This window comes from Bacillus massiliglaciei (genome assembly GCF_900098925.1).
Lineage (GTDB): Bacteria > Bacillota > Bacilli > Bacillales > DSM-1321 > Peribacillus > Peribacillus massiliglaciei.
Window position 1 is genome coordinate 814,448 of sequence record NZ_LT622359.1, and the last position, 23,535, is coordinate 837,982.

Genomic DNA, 23,535 nt, shown 5'->3' on the forward strand with positions numbered 1-23,535 from the left:
CTTTCATGTCCATGAGGACTTTTCTTTTCTTTAGGCCTGTCATCATGTAAAATAAGAGACTATACTGCATGTAAAAAAGGAGATGTTCTAACATGGCTAAAAAAGGATACATAGAAATGCTGGACGGCGGCAGAATTGAATTCGATCTTTTCCCTGAAGCAGCACCAAATACAGTAGCGAACTTTGAAAAACTTGCGAATGAAGGGTTTTATAATGGAGTAACGTTTCATAGGGTGATTCCTGGATTTGTAAGTCAAGGAGGAGATCCGACAGGAACAGGAGCAGGCGGTTCTGGCACTACCATTAAATGTGAAACAGAAGGCAATCCGCATAAGCATGTTGCCGGAAGCCTTTCAATGGCACATGCTGGGAAAGATACTGGCTCCAGTCAGTTTTTCATCGTTCATGAGCCGCAGCCTCATTTAAATGGGGTTCATACTGTATTCGGCCAGGTAACATCAGGTCTTGAAGTGGCGAAGGCTATGGTGAATGGCGATATTATGGAAAAAGTAGAAGTGTTTGATGCTTAATTTTTTTATTTGTAAATAGAAGGATATAAATTCTTGCGGGAAGCAGGGAGTTTTAGTTTTTGGGCATGAGTTCGGTAATGTTATCCGGACTCATGCCTTTTTGTTTTTTTATCTTATATGAATGGCACCGCTGTGAAATGTTCTGAAGAAAAATCAGGAAGATGTATCAGGTTTTCTATAGAAAAGCAGAAGCTTCAGTTTGCGGCCTCTTTAATGAAAGTGTGAATGAGTTCGTACATTTATCTTCATAATAGTAAACATAGAAGGACCTCAGTCTAGTAACATGGTCCCGAAAATAAGCGAAAATAGGGTCTATAAAAAATTTAGTAGAGTATCTTTCTAAAATTCGGGTAATACATGTAATAACATCATCTTCATAAAAAAATAGCTTCTTTGATCAGGGGTAATGCAATTTTTCACTCTTACAGATTATGTTTCGGTTAGGAAGCTAAGTAAAATTTCTGGGTCATTTGGCAGCGGACAAGGTATGTATATCTAATGATAAAGAAAGGAAGATGCAGACATGAATCATGAATACAAATCAAACCGATATAAGAAAGATCAATATTTAAAATCTATTATTGAAACGGACGGACTGATCGACAAAGACGCAAGAAGAACAAGAAGGATCTTAGAAGAGGACTGCACAGAATACACAGAGGAAACGAACCTGGTCATACAAATGGTCCAAAAACAATTCCTTGAAGGGAAACGGGAAGAAGAAATCAATAAAGCGTTAGATAATAAGGATGAAGAAAGATTCCTCGCCTTAACGTCAAAAGGATGGGAAAAGAAATTATAAAAGATTAAATGAGTGAGGAAAAGAAAATGAACAATTGCATGATTTAGATAAAGTTGGATAGTCTTCAGGCTATGCAACTTTTTTTTGCCCGGTTTACAGAAGAGAGAATAACAAAGCGGGCAGCTATGTTATTCTGACTTGTCGTTTTTAAATAAGGCAATAAAAGACTTAGCTGCTTTGGAGAGATATCTGTCAGTCTTCCAGACTAAGGCTGTCTCAGAATGAAGGGAAGAATCTTGAATTTCGAGAGTTCTTATTCCGTTAATAAACTCAGGTATTGCCGTTTTGGGTACAATACTGGCACCAATACCGGATGCTACAAGCGAGAGAAGGACATTGACATCCGGGCATTCGCATAAGATATTCGGCTGGATCCCGGCTTCTTTGCATTCAGCAAGAATTTTATCATAAATGCCGCCGCCTTCTGTACGGTGAATAAGCAGCAGGGGAATCCCTTCAATCTCTTTCATATTTATTGTTTTCTGAGAGCCGAACTGGTCCCAGCGTGCAGGGGCAACAAAAACATAAGGTTCGCTGCCAAGATAGATACTGGAAATTTCCTGTGCTTCAATTGGAGGATGGACCAAAGCCAGTTCGATATCATGATTCTCTAAGTAGGAGTTTACTTCATAAGGATCCCCGCCAAGCAATTTCAATGAGACATTGGGATAGCGATGATGAAAGGTCTCGATTTTTAAAGGCAGATAATTAACGCACGATAGAACAGCACCGATGGATAATGTGCCTTTGATCCCTTCATTTGTCTCCTGCACTTCGAGCATTGATTCATCAAACAGCTGCAAAATATCCTGTGCCTTTTTAGATAAAAGTTTTCCGGCTTCCGTCAATTCTAATGGTTTTCCATTTCGTCTGCGGTCCACAAGAGTAACGCCAAGCTCTTCTTCCATGAGACGCAGCTGTTGGCTTAACGGAGGCTGTGCCATATGGAGTCTTTTTGCTGCACTGGAGATTTGTCCTTCTTCTGCAATCATTAAAAAGTAACGCAATTGTCTAATGTCCATTCATTTACCTCGATACAGTATATTAAAAAAGTATATTTAAGATATTATATAGATATTTTGAACTAAAGACAAGTGATGCTATGATAAGTTTGTCTTTGATAGAAAAAGGCTATAATGATACGAATGGAGACATTGGGGTCTTCTAAAAAAGCAAAAGGGGTGTTTAGTAATGGAGAAATTCATCAATAAAAACCAAAGCTACCTTAATGGAGAATGGACAGAGGGGCAAAGCGGCCGTTCTTATAATATATTAAATCCATATGATAATTCCGTTATCTCAACGGTGACATTAGCAACTTCCGGACAGCTTGCAGAATCTTTTGAAGTAGCAAAACAAGCTCAAAAAGACTGGGCAAAATCTTCAGCGGAAGAAAGACGCCAGATAATGGTCAAAGCGGCTGAATATCTGAAACAAAACCGTGAAGAAATCATTGATATGATTTCCCGTGAGACTGGCGGTTCACAAATTAAAGCAAATGTTGAGCTTCAATTGACATTGGAAATTTTAGAAGAAGCTGAAAAAATTACAGACGAAATCTACCAAGTTCGTGAAGTTCCTTCTGCAATGGACGGAAAGGTAAACCATATTCACCGTCTTCCATTGGGAGTTATCTCTTCTATATCACCATTTAACTTCCCTATGAATCTTTCCATGAGAACAATTGCCCCGGCGATTGCACTCGGAAACGCTGTTGTCCACAAACCGGATGTGCAGGTTGGATTCTCCGGCGGTATCATCATTGCAGCTGCGTTTGAATATGCAGGACTTCCAAAAGGCGTATTCAATATGATTCTTACTGATTTGGAAGAAATCGGTGATGACATGCTGACAAATCCAATTCCAAGACTGATCAGCTTCACAGGTTCTACCCCGGTCGGCCAGCATATCGGCGAAATTGCTGGAAAAAGCTTAAAACGAGTAGCGCTTGAACTTGGCGGAAATAATCCATTTATCGTTCTTTCAGATGCAGATGTAGATCGTGCTGTGGATGCAGCCATTTTTGGTAAATTCATTCACCAAGGACAAATCTGTATGTGTATCAACCGTATCATCGTTCATAAAGATTTGTACGAAGAATTTGCAGAGAAATTTATTGCCCGTGCGAAAGAATTACCTTACGGAGATCAAACAGATCCTAAAACAGTTGTAGGGCCGCTTGTCAACGAACGCCAATTAGAAAAAGCCCTTCAATTCATCAGTGATGCGAAAAAAGCTGGAGTCAATGTAGCATTAGAGGGAGAACGTGTAGGCAATATCTTAACACCTACTGTTTTCCGTGATGTGAAAAACTCAGATGACATCGCACAAATCGAAATGTTCTCTCCAATCGTTTCGCTTATTCAGGCTGAAACCGATGAAGAAGCCATTGAGATTGCCAATGATACAATTTATGGCCTAAGTTCAGCAATCTTTACAACAGATCTTGAAAGAGGAGAGAAGCTAGGATTGCAGATTGACAGCGGTATGACTCACATCAACGATCAAACGGTCAATGATGCTCCGAATGTTTCTTTCGGCGGTAATAAAATGAGTGGAATGGGCCGTTTCGGCAACCCATGGATTGTTGAAGAATTCACTGTAACAAAATGGATCTCTGTTCAATCTAAATATCGTGAATACCCATTCTAATAATAAGATCAAGAGCATCCAATTTCTCGCAGAGAAATTGGATGCTCTTTTTTTTGTTGGCTATTTTCTTCTCAAAGTTTATTGCTGCTAGAAATTAAACTTTGCCTTCGCGTAATACACTTTATTGTTTGTAATAATATACGTATGTCAGGATGCGCTTGAATTAACGACTTGGCATCTTCTGCAGTCTGTTTGTTTAAGGATGAGACAGAAGGGAATAACATAACATACTATTAAAAGGAGGAATGTACATTGCCATCAAATAAAATGGTCGGTGCGGTAGCCTTAGGAGCAGCAGCCTTCTTAATGCGTAACAAGAAAACAAGGGAAAAAACGATGAGTCAATTAAAATCCTATATGGATCCGCAAATGATGGAAAAAGTGAAAGGGAAGTTCCAGAATTTATCGAAGTCTAAAACTCAAGCTCAATAGAGCTGGCTTTCTTTAAGCCAAATAACAGCAGGCAGCCCGATGGCTGTCTGCTGTTATTTGGAAAAGCGAACGATCACGCACTAAAAAACATCGAAAGTGTTCTCCCGATGTTTTTAGTAGGGTTGTACGGCAGTTTCTCTATAATAACATTAAGTTCAGCTAAGTTAGCTCCGTCTTTCTTGATCCTTCATACGGTTCTGCTGATCAGGAAGCCGTCCCTTGTTCTTCTCATCATCGTTGTTCCGCTGCTTATCCAAAACTTTGCGTTCATATTCCTGAAGACGTTCAACTTGTTGGTTGTCACTCATGAAAATCCCTCCTAAAGTTCAAGATATTGAACATATTCCCTATTTAAGCGGTGAAAAACGTAAAATGACGAAAGAAGAAAACAAAGAGTCAGCGGACACAGAAATAAAGAGAAAGCTGCCTTAATGGAACTAAGACAGCTGCATAATATTATCTGTTTGCTAAGTTTTCAAGGTACTTTATGTGTGGCTGACTTTTTACCGTTACCCCTGCTTGCTTAGGGTTCACAGAAGTCTTTTCGATTTCTTCTAATTTATATGTTAATACGCGTTCAGCAGCTTCGTCGATTCTTTGCAATGGTATTTCCCCGGATTTAACAGCTTCCATTATACCGTCATATACTTCTGTTTGATGGTCATATTCATGACAGACAAGCAAAAGATCGGCACCCGCAATAATCGCTTCTCTGCCCATATCTTTATAAGAGAAATACTTATTGACTGCTCCCATCTCAAGATCATCAGTGACGACGATTCCTTTATAGCCAAGTTTTGTACGCAGGAGGTCTTGTATGATGATTTTTGACAGACTTGCAGGCTGTTCTTTATCATAAGCAGGGTATTTAATATGAGTAACCATCACAAAGAACTTTTCGTTATCCATTTCACTAATCATTTTTTTAAAAGGATACATGTCTGAATTCTCGAGGTCAGACTGATTTGCCTCAACAGAGGAAGTATCGACATGAGGGTCGATTTCACTCCGGCCGTTTCCAGGGAAATGCTTTAGTGCTCCTGTAACAGAGGCATCATTCAGGCCCTGGATGGATTTAGCCCCATATTGGTAGGCTTTTTCTGGATCCGTTCCGAACGAACGGGTATCTGTCTTAGAAAGATCCAAAACTGGCGCAAAGTTAATATTAATTCCCATGGAGCTAAGCTCTCTGCCGTTTATATTCGCCACTTCATACGTCTCTTCCGCAGACGCCTGCTTTCCAAGATCTTGCTGGGAAGGGAGCGGGGAAACCTGATTTTTCATTCGAATAATTTCTCCGCCCTCTTGGTCAACTGCAATCATGAGAGGGAGGGAATGAGTTGTCTTTTTTGCTGATTTCTGAAGGGAATTCGATAGCTCGGCTACCTGCACAGGGGACGCCATATTACGATCAAAGTAAATGATGCCTCCGATGTTCTTATCTTCAATCAGTTCTTTGATTTCATCGCTTTTCTCAGTCCCGGAAAAGCCAACCATCATCAGCTGTCCAATCTTTTCCTCAAGTGTCATCTTTTTCAGAAGTTTCTTCACCTTCACATCTGTTGTTTCTTCAACGGATGGTTCTGTCTTCTTCTCCTGTTTCTCTGCGGCTTCTGTTTTTGAATCGGCCACAGTTGTTTCAGTGGATTTCTTCTCTTTTTCACTGACAGTATCACTCGTTGTATCGCCCATGAAAAAGATTACAGCCCAGCATGACAGCAGGGCGATTAAAAGAAGACCTGTAACTTGATATCGTTTTTTCATTATGCGTCAGGTCCCACTAATTTTATTTCCGGCTTATGAAGTTTCCATCCGGTTGATTCTTTGGTTAAGTGCCATTTGCCTTGCCAAGTTTGTGTCAGTGTTTCTTCATCTTTCCAGTCTTCAGATACCATTTCAAAGGAGACAGTCGCTGTACTGTCATCAATAGATTCTACAGTAAGGTATGTAACCTCATCGCGTATTGTATCTGTTAGGCCCTTTTCCCAATTGCTCAATTTAACTTTCCCTTTTCGATCTTTGCTGAATAGGTCATATGCGGCTGTGTAATCTCCGCTGGAAATATCCTGATAGTGTTCATACACCACATTTTTGATATCTTCTTGGGCTGACTCAATAGCGTCCATTTCAGCCGCTTCTGCTTCTGCCTTCCGTGCTTCCGTTTCAGCTTTTCGTGCTTCGGCTTCAAGAAGAGGAGAATCATCAATCCATAAATCGATGTATGAGCTGTCAAGCGGCACCGTTTCACTCTTCAGCGTTTTTCCCTGTACTTTTAGTTCTGCTTGTATCTCCATTTTCCCATCCAGAGAAACAGGACCGAAGGATTCAAGCTGGGCTACAGTTTTATTGGTCGTCTTTCCATCTATAAAGACAATCGCATTTTCATAGTTGGAGGTTAAGTTAATCTCGTCTCCCGTCAAATCAAACTCAATAGGGAATTTGTGTGAATCCTGGTTGCTGGACTCAATGACTTCCTTGGCTGTAACGGTCGTATATTCCCCTTTAAACGATCCTTCCACCTCATGTTTGCCCGGCAATAATGGACCAAACTTTGTTACCTCTCCATCTTTAAGCTTTCCTGCATCTTTTCCATTGATGGAAACAGAGGTGTCAGGCTGGTTCGATGAAATTTGTAAATAAATAGGCTGGAAACCGATTCCGTATTGCTGAATGATCCCCCATTTCTTTTTATGCTCTCCTACATATAGAAAATGATTGTTTTTTGAGCTTGTGATTTGATCGTTCTCCAGATATTGCACTGACTTTTCTAATTCTTTCTTTGTTTCCGCCAGAATATCCGGATTTTCTTTGAAATAGGCAATGAATTTTTTCGCATCGGCTTCTTCTACATCCATTTCCTGCTGTCCTTTATTTAATAGGTTAGCAAGTTCCTTAGGCTGGTCACGTTCCACAGCATCTTCAAATGCTTTTACTATTTTAATTGGACTGTTCATTTTTTGAAGGACGGTATAGGCGGTGAACCCACCGACCAACAATATAAATATGGATGCTGCCATAATGATAAAACCTTTAGTTTTAAAATAAGATCCTGAACTAGGACTATTTGTCCTGGTGGAAGGTTCAGGAGCCGATAGTTTGATTGTCTCGCCGCAGTTGGTACAAAAAGACTGTTTATTTTTTAATTTACTTCCGCAATTCGTGCAATTCAAAGTCTTTTATCCTCCTTTTTACTTAAAAAAATAGAAAAAATTTTAATAAATACAACATAATTCTTCCATAATATTATAATATGTAACTTGGTTACACAATAACATATATAAATATTGACTCATTTATTAAGAAGGATGGTAGTTCTAATTATCTATTTTTTATGATGTGAGCAAAAAGGAGAGGGATAAAATGAGCGAACTTCAAGAGAAGATTGGAAGCGGCCTTAACAAAATTCAGGACAGCCTGCAATCGAACAAGCAAAAATTGCAGAATGCCCAAACAGCCAGCCAGTATAAACGGATTATCCAGGAGGAAGGCGCTAAACGGCATGATATCCTGCTCCAATTGGGGGAGGAAGTATATAAAAAACTGCGCAGGAATGAAATTCAGTCTGAGGAGATGTCCGGGAAGGTTACTTCATTGATTGAACTGGATAAGAAACTGTATAAAGCACAGCAGGCAGTTGCTGAACTCCAAGCTCAGTCTGATGCAAGATTCTCCTGCGGATCGTGCGGGGCTCCCATTACACCGGATGATAAATTCTGCGGCGGCTGCGGGTCAAAGGTAGAACTGCCAAAGCAGGAAGAAACAACAGAACAGACAGCATGTCCTGCATGTGAAGAGAAAATCTCCGTGAATGCAGCTTATTGCAGCTGCTGCGGGTCTAAAATGTAATGAAAGGAGAAAATCATCATGTATTGCAAGACATGCGGAACATCTAATCCAGACTGGAGCAATTATTGTTCACAGGACGGAACAGCTTTGCTGCATCCTTGCACGGGGCAGCGGGCAGATCTAGTGAAAAGAGAGAAACATTTTTGCTCAGGATGCGGATCAGAAACAGCCAAGACTGATAATTATTGTATGACATGCGGACAGACTTTGCTTACCTATCAGGTAACAAAAAGAGCTGAAAAGTCTGTTGGGGGTGAGGAGCGCGAGAGGGTAGGTATCTCTTTATCTTCTATCTTTTCGATCCATTATGTGAAAAAAGCTATTATTCCGGCATTGGCGGCATTTGTCATTACTCTTCTTCTGAGTTTTGTAGGATTTACAGTCAATGACCAGTTTTATGAAGACATTTTCAATGAGTCATTAGGAATCACGCCTTCCGAAATTGCCGATCAGGCATCAGCTGAATTCGGCACCGATATTAAAGAACCTGGAGAGATATTTGGCTTTACGGATACGGTTATGATGGCACATATGCTCTCTCCAAAGTATAAACTTCAGGCGGAAATTCATGAAGGATATGATGATTTTGAAGTATCAGGTGACCTGAAAATTGGTTTTTCCTATGTTGTATTCATCTTGTTTCCGTTTATCGGTCTATTTATCAGCGGCCTTTTATACGGAAGAAAGAATGGAGAAAAGAACCTTCAATCCTTTTTGGGCGGCGCTGTCGGAATCGGCTTGATTTATGGCTTAATTCTTACTGTTTTCTCCATTTTCAGCGGATATCACTATAAGTTAGATTTACCAGAAGAAGACTTTATGGTTAAGATTTCTTCTTCCTATCCAATAATAGGAACTTTCCTGAAAGGTCTTATTTTTGGAATCAGTTTCAGCATGGCGGGCATGTTGTTCAGCATTGATAAGCGCAGAGTGACTAAACACCTCGAAAAAACGATTCCATATGGAAATGCGGTACATCAGGGGATTGCGGCTTTTACCCGCGGCTTCGTTATTTTATCACTTATCACAGTCATTTTTATAGCCGGTAAGTTGAAGGATTGGCAAGAAGGCCTTGCCTACCTTGATATACCAGGAATTGATGCACTTTTTGAAAAGTCGGCTATGACTGCAGGGTATATCGGTGTACAGCTGTCTTCTATGATATACAGCATGCTCCATTTTTCACCGCTCTCTTTCATGATGGAAAAAGAGAACGATGGCGTGGGAATTGCTTATTCCATTTTCTCTGGATTTAAGACGACAGGCGAGGCATCCAGCGGAGATACAACCTTCATGAATTTCCTTTTCAGCTCAAGCAATATTGATGTAATGCTGAAACTGGCAACTTTGCTGCCGGTTGCCCTCTTGATTTTTGGAGGCTGCGCCATGGCAAAATCTAAACAGTCCAGTTATGTTTCACTTGCCATTCTAAGCATTGTGTATGGTCTTTTAACAGCGGCATTGGCTTCATTTTCCGCCATATCTGCTGAAGGGCTTTTCCAGGTAAAGGGTGACGATGATGAAGCATTTTCTTTCTCTCTGGCTGTGAGCACTTTCCGGGTGTTTATATTTGGTTTCATTATAGCGTACATTGCGTCTTTTGCAGGGAGCTGCATACCAAAGTTCTTGCACAGATCATCAAAATAATTTTCGAGCCCTCTGCTGTAAAAGCAGGGGGTTTTTTATGAAATATAGGTGGCTTTAGCAAGTGTATTGCTTCTATTTTCTGTTTTTTTTCTGGATATATCAGAAAATTATGTTTATGGATGGGCGATGGAGGGAATTAAAGTTTCGTGCATTATTATTAGTAGGGGGAGTCTATGAAGAAAAGTGTTTGGAAAAACCCAGTCTTTACAATTTCAGTTATTATTATTTCATTATTAGTTTTGCTCGGGGCTGCTGTCCCAGGAAAATTTCAAAGTGCAGCAAACTATTTATTTAATCTAACAACCAATAATTTTGGCTGGTTTTATTTGCTGGCCGTTTTTATCATTGTCGTATTTTTAATCGGCTTAGCTATTAGCGGATATGGCAGAATTCGATTGGGCGGAGAAGATGAGCGTCCTGAGTTTTCCTTCTTTACCTGGATTGGCATGCTGTTTTCAGCAGGTTTTGGGGCAGGGCTTGTATTTTGGGGGATTGCTGAGCCAATGAGCCATTTTTACTCGACCCCGTTTGCGGGTGTGGAAGGAGAGACAAGGGAAGCAGCCAGGATTGCTATGGGCTATTCTTTCTTTCACTGGGGAGTCAGTCAGTGGTCTGTGTTTGCAATTGTAGGTCTTATTATTGGATTTCTGCAATTTAGGAAAAAGAAAAATGCGCTGATTTCTACAGCCCTCGAAGATGTAACGGGAAAAAAGCCTGCAGTGAAACATACCATTGATACATTGGCAGTTATAGCGACCGTTCTGGGAATTGCCACTTCCGTTGGGCTTGGGGTGCTTCAAATGAATGGCGGCCTGAATGCTGTATTCGGAATCGGAAACTCAGTCGGCATTCAAATGTGCATTATTGCCTTCATGTTCATTGCCTATATGATATCTTCTACTACAGGATTACAAAAAGGAATAAAAATTTTAAGCAATCTAAACTTAGGACTGGCGCTTGCCATCCTCGTTTTTGTATTTATTGCAGGGCCGACCGTATTCATTTTAGATACTTTCACACTGGCTATTGGTGATTTCTTTACTCATTTTATTGAATACAGCCTCCGCATGCAGCCTTATCAAAACGGAACCTGGGTCCGTGACTGGACCATCTTTTATTGGGCTTGGGCGATTGCCTGGTCGCCATTTGTCGGTGCCTTTATTGCAAGAGTGTCAAAGGGTAGAACGATTCGTGAATTTATTATTGGTGTGATGGTTATCCCTCCGGCGATTGCCTGCATCTGGATTGCAACGTTTGGGGGAACAGGACTTTGGAATGATTTAAATAATGGGACAGGAATTGCGAAAGCGGTTCATTCTGATCTGACTGCTGCCTTATTTCAGACGTTTGATTATCTTCCTATGAGCAATGTATTGTCTGTTCTCTCCATTATTTTAATCTTCACATTTATTATTACTTCCGCCGATTCGGCTACCTATATCCTGGCAAGCATGACGTCTAACGGCAGCCTGAACCCGCCGAGGATGGGCAAATGGATCTGGGGAATTCTGATGGGAGCCATTTCCGCAGTATTGCTTTATGCCGGCGGGCTGGAGGCTTTGCAGACCGCATCCCTTATTGCAGCGCTGCCCTTTACAGTTCTTCTGCTGATTTTGGTTGTCTCTGCAATAAAATATCTCAAAAAGGAACCGCTGCCTATTCGTAAAGCAGATGTGAAGAGATTCAGAAAGCTTGAAATGGAAGCAAAGAAAGATACTCATAAAAAGAAGAACGCTTAATAATAATAAGGAAGAAAGCGACGAACCAGCTTTCTTCCTTATTAAATAGTTTAGCTGTAAGAATTCACAGGCAGCAGGCAGAAAAAAGAAGATTTCGACCGAATGGTCAGTTGGCAGTGGGAATAATAAGATATATAATCAGATTAATAAGAAAATATAATAGCTGATCGGTAAACTGAAGGCACAATCCCATTAAAAGGATTGTGCCTACAGTCTTTTTTCTTTTTAAATAATAGTAATAGTTTTTGAAATAGTGTTAGTTGATTTTCGTTTCGGCGGACGCTTTCCGCGGGCGTGGCCCAATCCTCCTCGTCGCTTTGCTCCTGCGGGGTATCGGCCTTCATGCTTTTCCCGCAGGAGTCGCCGCCTGCACTACAATCAACTCCTTTCTAAATAAATGTCTGAGGTGAATGGATAGGATGCCGAATAATCAAATAAGAAACGTGATAAATTCACATGATTACAATAGAGCAACTTGTATCACAGAATCATCTGGTCAAAGCTTGAATCAGCTGGTTTATACTTGGGGCGATTGTGACACCTGGAAATGTTCATGATAATCATATGCTTTAGCCACTTGCTGAAAAGGTTATGGAAAAAGTGAAGAAGCCACTTGCTGTTGCTGCCGATGCTGCTTATAAAACTCCTGCGATTACTAAATTCTTATTTGAACATGAGATTCAACCAGCACTTCCTTATACAAGACCCAAAACAAAAGATGGGTTTTTACGCAAGCACGATTATGTATAAGACGAGTACTATGATTGCTACCTATGTCCGGAATGACAGGTTCTAAAATATTCAACTACCACCAAAGAAGGCAAACGCCAATACAAGTCGAACCCAGTTCAATGTGCCAATTGTCCTTTACTCGCTCAATGTACAAATAGTAAGGAGCACAGAAAAATGATTGAACGTCATATTTGGGCGCAGTATGTGGAGGAAGCAGATCATCTTCGTCATCAAAACGATATCAAACAAATATATGCAAGACGCAAAGAAACGATTGAACGTGTCTTTGCGGATGCGAAAGAAAAGCATGGTATGCGATGGACAACCCTTCGAGGGATTAAAAAATTGTCCATGCAGGCGATGCTTACTTTTGCTGCTATGAATTTAAAGAAGCTTGCCAATTGGACATGGCAAGCTTCAGCTATGGTCTAAAATAGAATACTCGAAGAGCATTTTGCTTAAAATCAGACCATAAAATACCTAAGAAAATCTCAAAAAGACAAAAGGCCTTCAGAATGAGACCATTCTGAAGGCCTTTTGTCGACAATCTGAAGGCACAATCCCATTAAAAGGATTGTGCCTTTTTTGCTTATTACAAGTTATAAGGGTGAGAGGAACGTGAATGGATACGTGACTTCATCTTTAAAGATATAAAAAGACGGCATCCCTTATATGGGAAAGCCGCCAAAGCAGGTATTGAACTTTATATGCCGCCGCCATTATCATAAATCGACCTTTTCTCTTTACGTACAATTTGAGAAAGCTTAATGGAACCAAGTGCAAAAATAAGCGTGCTGGCAATAATTAAAACATTGTAGCCATTAAACTTTACGAAAATATTGATTAAAAAGTAGGCGACAACGAGTGAGGCTACAGGAGACACCAGCCATACCATTGCGATTCGTTTAATGACATCTTTTTGCAGAGTCGCAATGCCGTCCTTCGCTGTCCCGATGCCAAGGATTCCGCATGTTGTCACTTGTGTTAAAGGGATGGGCAATCCAAATACAGAGGCAATGATCACCAAAGTACCTCCGGTGAAGGAGACTGAACTTCCTTGTAATAGAGACATTTTGGTGATTTTCTTCCCATTTGTTTCTAACACTCTGCTTCCCAGCAGCAAAGCTCCGATGGATGTGAAAAGGGCTCCGATCAGAATTCCTTTATTGGCCGAAATCATTTCTGCGCCGACAAGCGGGCCGATTGCATTGGCGACATTATTCATTCCTGCTGAAAATGCCTCCAGGCAGCCGCCGATCACGAGCAAAAGCGCCAGCCATTTCATCCAAGGACCTTTTCCGACGAGAAGAGGCCACCGCTTTTCACAGCGAATAATGATTTTACCTAATAGAAAGGTAATAAGGAAAGAGACGAGTGGAACGATTACCCAAAAGATCATGATGAAAAAAATTTTATCGGTATAGACGGCCTGATAGGCTATGCCCACTCCGACAATCGATCCGACCGTGACTTCACTTGTTGAAAGCGGGATGCCGAGCAGATTGGCCAAAAACAAAGTGAAGGTCGCCCCGACAAGAATGATGATTACAATCTGAACCGATAAAATATCAGCAGGGATAATGCCATTGCCAATGGTCTTAACTACTTCTCCTCCGCCGAGAACAGCTCCTAAAAAGGCGGACACAGCAACTAAAAGCAAAGCCAGAGGTTTACTCTTAATAGCATCTGCCCCGTAAGGAGCTCCCATGGATGCTGCTGTTCCGCTTGCACCAATATTCATGGCGAAAAAGAGGGCAACAGCTATTGCAATATAAGTCAGCATTAAAAACCAAACCCTTCTGATTATTCATAATAATAAGGTATATAAAACCGAGTAAGCTTATGTGAATTTAGTAATATTATGATTATATGCTTAAATAAGTGCATCTACAAGAGGAAATTTTAGAATATTATGTATTGCCTGGCTGAATCCTCATTTCTGAAAGATTATAGAATCAGTGATTGATTTCACCAGAGAAACATATTATGATAAAAAACAATTAAACTTATATAAATACTAGGGATTAATCCGAATGAATTCTGCACTTTAATGGAATGGGAAGGGGAGAAACGGCTTGTCTTCAAAAAATAAGATCCAGCAAGAAGTATTGGATCGAATCATTCACTTGTTAGAAACGATTGAATATGGAACGGTACAAATTACCGTACATGACTCCCAGGTAACACAAATAGAAAAAGGTGAGAAATACCGCTTTGCATTAAAAAAGAATCATGAAAAAGAAAAGAAGTCCTATGGAAATGGGAGCAAGTAGTGAAATTTGAACCAAACCTTTTCATAAACGCATTTGCTTAGGAAAAAGCTGTTTTTTACTGCTTTTATTTTTTTCTATTCAAGATAGGTTTTTATAATGATAAGCATTTATAATTCTTATTTGACTTATAGGAATAGTGATTCTATCATTAAGTTATACGTGAATTTACTGAAAAGTATGGCAGAGATTTTAGTAAACAGTCAGATTAATAAAACGGTAGATGAATTATTCCTATGTGAGGTGGATTTTGTTGCAACTTCAGGTATTGAACAGTCCTTTTAATCAGGAGCAGGCAGAGCTCCTTAATCGTCTTCTGCCGAGCTTGACCGAGTCGCAAAAAATTTGGCTGAGCGGCTATCTTGCTGCATCTCCATCGGTTTCTGCTGACGGAACCCAGGGATCTCCGGAAGCAAGCACTCCGGCGGCCGGCAAGCCAGTTTCCAAAGAAGTCACGATTCTGTTTGGATCCCAAACAGGCAATGCTCAGGGGCTGGCAGAAAATGCTGGCAAGGAACTTGAAGGAAAAGGCTATAAAGTAACCGTCTCATCCATGAGCGATTTCAAACCAAATAATCTCAAGAAGATCGAAAACCTTCTGATTTTGGTCAGTACGCATGGGGAGGGAGAGCCGCCTGATAACGCATTATCCTTCCATGAATTCCTTCACGGCAGACGTGCGCCAAAGCTAGAAAATCTTCATTTCTCTGTCCTGTCTCTTGGGGACAGCTCTTATGAATTTTTCTGTCAGACAGGAAAGGAGTTTGATCAGCGCTTGGAAGAGCTGGGCGGGACACGCATTCAGCCGCGTGTTGACTGTGATCTTGACTACGATGAACCGGCTGCAGAGTGGCTCCAGGGTGTAATCAGCGGTTTAAGTGACGTACAGGGCGGAGGAAACACGGTAGAGGCTCCTTCTGCTGCACCGCAGACAGGGGAGAGTGCTTATTCAAGAACCAACCCTTTTAGAGCAGAAGTGCTTGAAAATATAAACTTAAATGGACGCGGCTCCAATAAAGAAACACGTCATATTGAACTGTCCCTGGAAGGATCGGGGCTGACTTATCAGCCTGGTGATAGCTTAGGGATTTATCCGGAGAATGATCCTTCTCTTGTTGAGATGCTGATAGCAGAAATGAATTGGAATCCAGAAGAATTGATTACGATTAATAAACAGGGAGACGTCCGGTCGTTAAAAGAGGCGCTTACTTCTCATTACGAAATAACGACTTTGACAAAACCGCTTCTTGAACAGGCATCCCGGTTATCAGGAAATGCTGAGCTCACTGAGCTTTTAGCTCCTGGGAATGAAGCTAAGGCAAAAGCTTATCTTGAAGGGCGGGATTTGCTTGACTTAGTACGTGATTTTGGGCCATGGGGAGTTTCTGCCCAGGAATTTGTTGCGATTTTACGAAAAATGCCTGCAAGACTTTATTCGATTGCAAGCAGCCTTGAGGCGAATCCGGACGAGGTACATTTGACAATTGGTGCTGTTCGTTATGAGACATATGGACGCAAAAGGAATGGCGTATGCTCCATCCTATGTGCAGACCGTCTGCAGCCTGGAGATACATTGCCTGTTTATATTCAGCATAATCAAAACTTTAAGCTGCCCGAAAATCCGGAGACACCGATTATTATGGTTGGACCGGGCACAGGTGTCGCACCATTCCGTTCTTTTATGCAGGAGCGGGAGGAAACAGGAGCAACAGGGAAGTCCTGGATGTTCTTTGGTGACCAACACTTCGTGACAGACTTCCTGTATCAGACTGAATGGCAGAAGTGGATCAAAGACGGAGTGCTCACTAAGATGGATGTGGCCTTCTCACGGGATACGGAAGAAAAAGTGTATGTCCAGCATCGTATGCTAGAGCATAGCAAAGAGTTGTTTGAATGGCTTCAAGAAGGGGCGGCCCTTTACATATGCGGCGATGAAAAGAATATGGCACATGATGTCCACCATACACTCATTGCTATTATTGAAAAAGAAGGCAGCATGAGCCGTGAAGAAGCGGAACGCTATTTGGCGGAAATGCAGCAGCAAAAACGATATCAGCGTGATGTATACTGACAGGAATGGAAAGGAGATTTTCAAGATGGTGAACCAAATTTTAAAAGCGCCTGAAGGACCGCCGAGTGATGTAGAGCGCATTAAAGAAGAAAGTGACTATCTGCGCGGTACGCTGAAGGAATCCATGCTGGAACCTTTAAGTTCTGGAATTTCTGACGATGATAACCGCTTGATGAAGCATCACGGCAGCTATTTACAAGATGACCGCGACCTTCGTAATGAGCGTCAAAAACAGAAATTGGAGCCTGCTTATCAATTTATGCTCCGTGTCCGTCTTCCGGGCGGAGTTGCAACTCCTGAGCAATGGATGACGATGGATGAGCTGGCAAATAAATATGGGAACGGTACGATGAAGCTGACAACACGGATGACCTTTCAGCTTCACGGAATTTTAAAATGGAACATGAAGAAAACGATTCAAGGAATCAATGCGGCGTTAATGGATACAATTGCTGCCTGCGGTGATGTAAACCGGAACGTCATGTGCAATCCGAATCCGTACCAGTCTGATATTCATATGGAAGTGTATGAATGGGCAAAGAAATTAAGCAATGATTTATTGCCGCGGACCAGAGCGTATCATGAGATTTGGCTCGATGAAGAAAGGGTAGCCGGCACGCCGGATACAGAGGAAGTGGAGCCGATGTACGGACCGCTATACCTTCCGCGTAAGTTTAAAATTGGAATTGCCGTGCCTCCATCCAATGATATTGATGTGTTTTCTCAAGATCTTGGCTATATTGCAGTTGTGGAAGATAACAAATTGATTGGTTTTAATGTCTCCATTGGCGGCGGTATGGGAATGACACATGGGGATAAAAACACATATCCACAGCTTGGAAAGGTGATTGGTTTCTGCAGACCGGAACAAATATATGATGTGGCAGAAAAAATTATCACCATTCAGCGTGATTATGGAAACCGATCTGTCCGTAAAAATGCACGTTTTAAATATACGGTTGACCGCCTTGGCCTGGAAAATGTCAAAGCTGAACTGGAGAACAGATTGGGCTGGAGCCTTGAAGAAGCAAAACCGTTCCAATTCGACCATAATGGCGACCGTTATGGCTGGGTAAAAGGTGTAAAAGGGAAATGGAACTTCACGCTTTTTGTAGAAGGCGGACGTGTTACAGATTTTGATGGCTATCAGCTGATGACCGGTCTGCGTGAAATTGCGAAGGTCCACACTGGGGACTTCCGCCTGACGGCTAATCAAAACCTGATAATTGCCAATGTATCGACCCAGAAGAAGAAAATCATCAGTGAACTGATTGAGCTGTACGGTTTAACGGATGGGAAGCATTACAGTGCACTGCGCAGAAGTTCAATGGCATGTGTATCTCTTCCAACATGCGGATTGGCTATGGCAGAAGCAGAACGCTATTTGCCGTCTCTTATTGATAAGATTGATAAGATTGTAGAAGAGAACGGCCTGAAGAATGAAGAGATTACCATTCGCATGACAGGATGTCCAAACGGATGTGCCCGACATGCTTTAGGGGAAATCGGCTTTATCGGAAAGGCTCCCGGCAAGTATAATATGTATCTTGGAGCAGCCTTTGACGGTTCCCGGCTCAGCAAAATGTATCGGGAAAACATTGGTGAAGAAGAAATTCTTCATGAACTGCAGGGTATTCTTCCGCGCTATGCGAAGGAACGCCTGGAAGGCGAGCATTTTGGTGACTTTGTTATCCGCGCAGGCATCATCAAAGCGACAACAGACGGCACCAATTTTCATGAGTAATCCAAGTTTCAGATATTCTTGGTTTAGGTGTTCGATCCAAAAGTAGAAGACTGCAAAATAAAAAACAGAAAATTTCTCATAGAGAAATTTTCTGTTTTTTTGCTTATTCTCAATGGAATTCCGTTTCAGGGGTGATTTCCGAGGGCACGGCTCAAGCTTGAAGGCTCTCTCTCATACTGCTTTTCGGGAGTTGTCCCTTTGCTCCCATTTGTCTTGCTGATTCTTCCCCAGCCTGTTTTTGATTTTAATATTTAAATAGCATAGCAGTAAGTTCAAATCCTGCGCCGACAGTCCAGAATACTACATAGTCTCCCCGGCTGATCTGTCCAGATTCTATTCCTTCATGCAAGGCGATAAATGGACTGCTGGTGCCTGTGTAACCGAATCGGTCGCCAACATAAACAATCTGATTATCATCTAACTGAAAATGTTCCTGTATTCGTTTTATATTGACTAGCGCGTATTGAGATAGGCAATATGCTTTTATATCTCTCGAAGTCAGATTGTTGCGCGTTAATAAGGCATCAATCATTTTATATGCAGGAGGCAAAGCGATAGCACCATCGAATGGAAGCCATTGAATATATTTATCATCTCCATTTCCCCTGACTGCATTTGCCAGTCCCTGCGCTGGATAGCGAATCATGTCTCTTTGCACGGAATCGCAATAGTATGCAGAATCAATGAATCCGGTGTCTGTATCCGTTTTTTCCAAAATGACCGCTGCTGCCGCATCGCCATAGTTTGCATAGGTCATTGCATCTTGTGGATCGCTGATTAAGGAATTATAATCTGATCCAACGATTAAAGCACGATTCACACGCGGATTTGACATCATATAGCGGCTGGCTTGTTCCACAGCTAATGTCATCCCTGCACAATTTGCATTTGAGTCCATCGTAATGGTTTCATGGCCTGCTTCTATTGCATGGTGAATATTCATAGAGTTTGTTGGAAATGTTGTTTCAGGGATTTGAGTGCTAAAAACAATCATGTCGATGTCTGTACCAGCAAGGCCCGATTTCGCCAGAACTTTCTTTGAGGCTTCAATCCCCATGGTCAGGCCGTTTTCTTTTTCATTGTCAATTAGGTAACGGTCCTTTCTTCCCATAACTTCCATAAAATGAGAAATGTCTTTTCCGCTGTTTTTCTGAAAATGTTCATGATAAAAATCATTGCTAACCAATTTTTTAGGATGATAAATTGCAACATTATTAATGAAGATGTTTGTCATGATATATAAACTCCTTTGTGTCATGGTTATTAATTAAGAGTTGATTTAGAGGGGCCTGATAAGCGGCAATTAAATCTTGATTACTTCAGCTTGTGTAAGACCAGTGTTTCGTGCCAAACGGGACAGCTGCATTTTTAAAATGGTACTTTTTTTAATTTTGAAGATCACTTTATGAAAGCCAGATTGTTTATAGAGCTGATAAGAACCTTCTAACTCAGGAATCATTTTAGGGGTGACGACATTCATTTCTGTGCAATCAACCTCAAGGGTATAGCTTGGTGCATCAATTGAGCTGACCGTTCGGCTGTAATCACTCATGAATGCCTGAGCATCAGCAGGAGTGAATGATCCGGCCACGTACATTTCAATTACTTTTCTATTTGAATTAATATTAATGCTGTACTTTTTGGACATAATAAATAAGAGCTCCTTTAATTTGAATTTCATTTTAAAAAAGATAAGGGTGAATCTTCTGACCTACATATATATCGGATTATAGAATAATCTTTTTAATAAAAATAAAACAGAAAGGTACGACAGTCCTATATATAAAAAGGCAAAGAGATTTTTAGCTCTTTGCCTTTTCTTATTAGATTTTGAAGCGATTCATCAGTTCGTTTAAGTCTACCGCTATATTTGTTAAAGCATTTGCGGAAGAAGTGATCTCCTGCATGGAAGCTAGCTGTTCTTCTGTTGCTGCAGCTACACTTTGAGAATGCATGGAGGTTTCTTTGGATATGTGGGTAATATCTTTAACGGTCAGTGCAACTTCATGTACGCCTGCTGATACAATTTCAGATGTGAAGGCCATTTGTTCAATGAGTTCCCCGGCATTTTTCATTGCCTGGAGGATTTCATTGAAACTTGCTTCGGTTTGATGGACAATCCCTAATCCTTCATCTACGTCTTTTTTCACTTGATTAATCGATACATCGGAACGATCCATATCGACTTGGATGGCTTTGATCAACTCAGAAATTTGGGTTGCGGAATTCTGTGATTGTTCCGCCAGTTTGCGAACTTCATCTGCTACGACTGCAAATCCTTTGCCCTGTTCGCCTGCCCGTGCTGCCTCAATCGCGGCATTTAAGGCAAGAAGATTGGTTTGGTTGGCGATATCAGTGATTACCTTTGTGATTTCTTCAATTTGGGCCGATCTTTTACCGAGTAATTTAATCGCTTCACCGCTTTCATTAACGGATTCATGGATGGCGTTTATTTGATGTACGGTTTTTTTAACAAACCCTTCTCCATCATGGGCTTTATCCGTTGCCTGAGCGCTTGCCGCTGCAATCTGGGCTGAATTATCTGTCATTGTCTGAATTCCCTCTGATACTTCTTCCATCGCTTCCCCGGTCTCTTCAACAACATCTGTCTGCGTTTCGGCTCCTGATGCTACTTCCTGGATGGATTCTGTAATTTGCTCCGTTGCTTTGCTTGTTTGCTCTGCACCTGCTGTCAGCTGTTCGGAAGAAGCAGCCACCAACTCGGAAGTCCTGAGGACTTCCTGAATCAGCTCACGTAGTTTATCCTTCATTAGATTGTAGCTCCGTGCTAATGCACTTATTTCATCTTTTCCTTTAACGGTAATCTCTGTGGTGAAGTCTCCGTTACCGGCAGCTTCCAGAGCAGCTGATACATCCAATAATCTTTTCTTCAGTCTGCGTGTAAACAAGAAGGTAAAGAGCACGGCCAGGATAATGATAATAGACAGTACAATAAAGAAAATATTGAAAAAAGAATCTAATGTTGTATCAATGATTTCTTGGGAGGCTCCGACATAAAGAGCGCCAATTGTTTGGCCATTACTGTCTGTCAGCGGCATATAAGCTGTTTGGAACATATTTCCTGCTACTTCAGCTTCGCCTGAATAATGCTGGCCGTCTGATAAGACAACTTTATTGACTTGATCAGACATCGTTGTTCCGACAGCTCTTTCACCGTCAATTTTGACATTTGTAGCAATACGTGTGTCTTCTTGAAAGACGGTGACGGAGTCTCCGGTATCTTTTCCGATGGTATCGACGAGGTCAGAATGATCATTCATGATTTCCGTGCCTTTAAAAAGCTGGCCGTTCTCAATTTTCCACTCACCTGGGTATTTGGCATCGATATATCGATAGGCGGAAGCCAAGTCTCCTTTTGCCTTTTCAACAGATACTGATTTAATACCAGATGTTACTTGCTGAACTACTACACTTCCGACAATGATGGAAAAGAGCAGGACAATCCCTAAAACAATAAAGTTTATTTTAGCTCCTAAATTGAGCTTCCATTCAAACTGGCTTAGCTTGAATGTGCTTTTTGTATTTTCTTCCATAGTTCTTTTTGATGCTCCTCTTTTATAAAAGTTTAGGTAAGAGTCTCCTTTGTAAGAAGATGTCTGCTTTTTTATGTATCGGCAGATTTTGAAAATATTAAATGCCTGATTCAAGGGATTAAATAAGAGCAAATCCATTGATTATTCAAAAAGAGTATGGTCTAATAAGGATATCTTACTTTTTATACTTTTTTGTATAAAATATACATTATTGCTCGATAGTTGCTATAACAACTAAGGAAACGTGAATAATAATAAACCTGAAGGCATAAAGAAACTTGTTTGGAGGCAATGTTTGATGGGGATTGTAATCGTGGAAATTTGCGATGGCAGTTTAATAACTGTTTTAAAAGTAGAAGAAATTTTAGAAGAACAATACCCTGAGGTTTCAGTCATTGAGAATAGCTGTCTTTCATTTTGCGGGATGTGCGCTAAGAGACCTTATGCGATTGTGAATGGAAAAAGGATATTTGCCAAAACGCCTGCTGAATGCCTGGAGTTAATTAAAGAGCATATAGAATCCGAGCTGTCTGTTTTTCAATAAGAGGCTGGATGGGAATGACAATATAAAAAAATGATAAGGGAAGGGGAATGAATATGTTTAAAAGAAGCGTAAAAGATCATTGGTCTGTTCAATACGAAGAAGCAGGGTTCCCTGCGATACAAAAGGGCTGGGTGCTGCCTGTGGACCGCTATGCAGAGTTTGATCCATTTATTTTGATGGCAGAAGATTGGTTTAAGAGAGGGACTTTTTCAGACCATCCGCATCGGGGATTCCAAACGGTAACTTATGTGGTGGATGGAAGACTTGAACATATTGATAATGCAGGCGGCCGTGATATCCTCGAGCCTGGAGATGTGCAATATATGAATGCGGGCTGGGCTGCAAGGCATGCGGAAGAAGGGGTAGGCGATGATATCGCCCATACACTACAGCTGTGGCTGAACTTGCCAAAACACCTTAAGCATACAGAAACCACTTATCAAAATATTTACAGTGAAGAGGCACCGACTGTGAATTTTGAAGGCGGGTCTATAAAAGTATTCTCGGGGGACATTGCGGGTGTTCAGGGTCCCTTACAATCGATTGTGCCCATTACGATTTCAGAAATCAATTTAACAGAAGGCGCTTCCTACAGCCTGTTTCTGCCGGAAACGCATAACGCCTTTCTATATGTTCTTTCAGGAGAGATGGACTTTGGGGAAAATCAGGTAAATCTAAAAAAACATGGAGTTGCTACACTTACCTACAAAGATGGGGACAATAAGGATAATATGAGTGAACTGGTTATCAAAGCTAAAAGCCGTCGTTCAAAAGTACTCGTTTATTCGGGCACTCCTATTAAAGAAGAAGTCGTTCCTTATGGACCTTTTGTTATGAATACGGTGGATGAAATTAAACAGGCCTTTCAAGATTTCCGAGATGGTAAATTTGGACCGCCGGCTGTTTAAGGAGAAAAGTCTGGGACAAATCAAAATATCAAATTTTCCTTCAAGGGAAATTTGATATTTTTTT

General features: G+C 41.1%; 20 protein-coding genes and 1 pseudogene. 13 read left to right on the plus strand and 8 right to left on the minus strand.

Translation table 11 applies throughout. The features are described 5' to 3' along the window. Positions 1-92 precede the first annotated feature (92 nt). Positions 93-530, plus strand: coding sequence for a peptidylprolyl isomerase (locus BQ4305_RS15990; RefSeq protein WP_110928695.1), 438 nt, complete (start codon positions 93-95; stop codon positions 528-530). 523 nt (positions 531-1,053) lie between these two features. Continuing rightward, positions 1,054-1,332, plus strand: coding sequence for an IDEAL domain-containing protein (locus tag BQ4305_RS15995; RefSeq protein WP_110928696.1), 279 nt, complete (start codon positions 1,054-1,056; stop codon positions 1,330-1,332). A 128-nt stretch (positions 1,333-1,460) separates the two neighbouring features. Here the strand turns inward: BQ4305_RS15995 and BQ4305_RS16000 are convergent, their stop codons facing one another. Then, entirely contained in the window at positions 1,461-2,354 is an 894-nt protein-coding gene (locus tag BQ4305_RS16000; RefSeq protein ID WP_110928697.1) for a LysR family transcriptional regulator, read from the minus strand. 169 nt (positions 2,355-2,523) lie between these two features. Here BQ4305_RS16000 and BQ4305_RS16005 point away from each other — a divergent pair, with 169 nt between their 5' ends. Continuing rightward, on the plus strand, positions 2,524-3,984 hold the full coding sequence (locus BQ4305_RS16005) for an aldehyde dehydrogenase family protein (protein WP_110928698.1): 1,461 nt from the start codon (positions 2,524-2,526) through the stop codon (positions 3,982-3,984). A 252-nt stretch (positions 3,985-4,236) separates the two neighbouring features. Beyond that, on the plus strand, positions 4,237-4,416 hold the full coding sequence (locus BQ4305_RS16010) for a hypothetical protein (RefSeq protein ID WP_110928699.1): 180 nt from the start codon (positions 4,237-4,239) through the stop codon (positions 4,414-4,416). A gap of 164 nt (positions 4,417-4,580) precedes the next feature. Here BQ4305_RS16010 and BQ4305_RS21590 read toward each other — a convergent pair whose 3' ends face one another. The 3 genes from BQ4305_RS21590 to BQ4305_RS16020 form a co-directional block, all read right to left on the minus strand. Further along, positions 4,581-4,724, minus strand: a complete 144-nt coding sequence (locus BQ4305_RS21590; protein ID WP_199880710.1) for a hypothetical protein — start codon at positions 4,722-4,724, stop codon at positions 4,581-4,583. A gap of 148 nt (positions 4,725-4,872) precedes the next feature. Continuing rightward, the gene (nagZ, locus tag BQ4305_RS16015; protein ID WP_110928700.1) at positions 4,873-6,180 is read right to left on the minus strand and encodes a beta-N-acetylhexosaminidase; all 1,308 of its coding nucleotides are present in this window, start codon (positions 6,178-6,180) and stop codon (positions 4,873-4,875) included. Further along, positions 6,180-7,433, minus strand: coding sequence for a TcaA 3rd/4th domain-containing protein (locus BQ4305_RS16020; RefSeq protein ID WP_199880711.1), 1,254 nt, complete (start codon positions 7,431-7,433; stop codon positions 6,180-6,182). The genes nagZ and BQ4305_RS16020 overlap by 1 nt, the downstream gene beginning before the upstream one ends. Before the next feature lie 343 nt (positions 7,434-7,776). On the opposite strand from BQ4305_RS16020, the gene BQ4305_RS16025 reads away from it, so the two are divergent. The 4 genes and pseudogenes from BQ4305_RS16025 to BQ4305_RS16045 all read left to right on the plus strand — a co-directional run. After that, positions 7,777-8,262, plus strand: a complete 486-nt coding sequence (locus BQ4305_RS16025) for a zinc ribbon domain-containing protein (protein WP_110928702.1) — start codon at positions 7,777-7,779, stop codon at positions 8,260-8,262. Positions 8,263-8,280: 18 nt separating this feature from the next. Beyond that, positions 8,281-9,909 (plus strand): zinc ribbon domain-containing protein, encoded by a 1,629-nt coding sequence (locus tag BQ4305_RS16030; RefSeq protein WP_110928703.1) that lies wholly within the window; start codon positions 8,281-8,283, stop codon positions 9,907-9,909. 173 nt (positions 9,910-10,082) lie between these two features. Further along, complete coding sequence (locus tag BQ4305_RS16035) at positions 10,083-11,648, plus strand: BCCT family transporter (protein ID WP_110928704.1); 1,566 nt, start codon at positions 10,083-10,085, stop codon at positions 11,646-11,648. 516 nt (positions 11,649-12,164) lie between these two features. Further along, positions 12,165-12,812 (plus strand): annotated as a pseudogene (locus BQ4305_RS16045) (transposase); the annotation flags it as partial. Between the two features lie 271 nt (positions 12,813-13,083). Here the strand turns inward: BQ4305_RS16045 and BQ4305_RS16050 are convergent. Then, entirely contained in the window at positions 13,084-14,163 is a 1,080-nt protein-coding gene (locus tag BQ4305_RS16050; RefSeq protein WP_110928706.1) for an inorganic phosphate transporter, read from the minus strand. Between the two features lie 292 nt (positions 14,164-14,455). On the opposite strand from BQ4305_RS16050, the gene BQ4305_RS16055 reads away from it, so the two are divergent. From BQ4305_RS16055 to cysI, 3 genes are all read left to right on the plus strand, one after another. Beyond that, entirely contained in the window at positions 14,456-14,653 is a 198-nt protein-coding gene (locus BQ4305_RS16055) for a YezD family protein (protein WP_110928707.1), read from the plus strand. 250 nt (positions 14,654-14,903) lie between these two features. Further along, a complete protein-coding gene (locus BQ4305_RS16060; protein ID WP_110928708.1) occupies positions 14,904-16,721 on the plus strand; it encodes an assimilatory sulfite reductase (NADPH) flavoprotein subunit in 1,818 nt (605 codons plus the stop codon). Positions 16,722-16,746: 25 nt separating this feature from the next. Further along, positions 16,747-18,465 (plus strand): assimilatory sulfite reductase (NADPH) hemoprotein subunit, encoded by a 1,719-nt coding sequence (gene cysI, locus BQ4305_RS16065; RefSeq protein ID WP_110928709.1) that lies wholly within the window; start codon positions 16,747-16,749, stop codon positions 18,463-18,465. 244 nt (positions 18,466-18,709) lie between these two features. Here the strand turns inward: cysI and BQ4305_RS16070 are convergent, their stop codons facing one another. The 3 genes from BQ4305_RS16070 to BQ4305_RS16080 form a co-directional block, all read right to left on the minus strand. Continuing rightward, entirely contained in the window at positions 18,710-19,699 is a 990-nt protein-coding gene (locus tag BQ4305_RS16070; protein ID WP_110928710.1) for a 3-oxoacyl-[acyl-carrier-protein] synthase III C-terminal domain-containing protein, read from the minus strand. A gap of 69 nt (positions 19,700-19,768) precedes the next feature. Then, positions 19,769-20,113, minus strand: a complete 345-nt coding sequence (locus tag BQ4305_RS16075; protein WP_110928711.1) for a hypothetical protein — start codon at positions 20,111-20,113, stop codon at positions 19,769-19,771. A gap of 175 nt (positions 20,114-20,288) precedes the next feature. Further along, positions 20,289-22,019: a methyl-accepting chemotaxis protein gene (locus BQ4305_RS16080; protein ID WP_110928712.1), complete on the minus strand. Its 1,731-nt coding sequence runs from the start codon at positions 22,017-22,019 to the stop codon at positions 20,289-20,291. A 298-nt stretch (positions 22,020-22,317) separates the two neighbouring features. Here BQ4305_RS16080 and BQ4305_RS16085 point away from each other — a divergent pair, with 298 nt between their 5' ends. Further along, positions 22,318-22,563 carry a YuzB family protein gene (locus tag BQ4305_RS16085; protein WP_110928713.1) on the plus strand — a complete coding sequence of 82 codons (246 nt, stop codon included), beginning with the start codon at positions 22,318-22,320 and terminating at the stop codon, positions 22,561-22,563. A gap of 53 nt (positions 22,564-22,616) precedes the next feature. Further along, the gene (locus BQ4305_RS16090; protein WP_110928714.1) at positions 22,617-23,471 is read left to right on the plus strand and encodes a pirin family protein; all 855 of its coding nucleotides are present in this window, start codon (positions 22,617-22,619) and stop codon (positions 23,469-23,471) included. Positions 23,472-23,535: the final 64 nt, after the last annotated feature.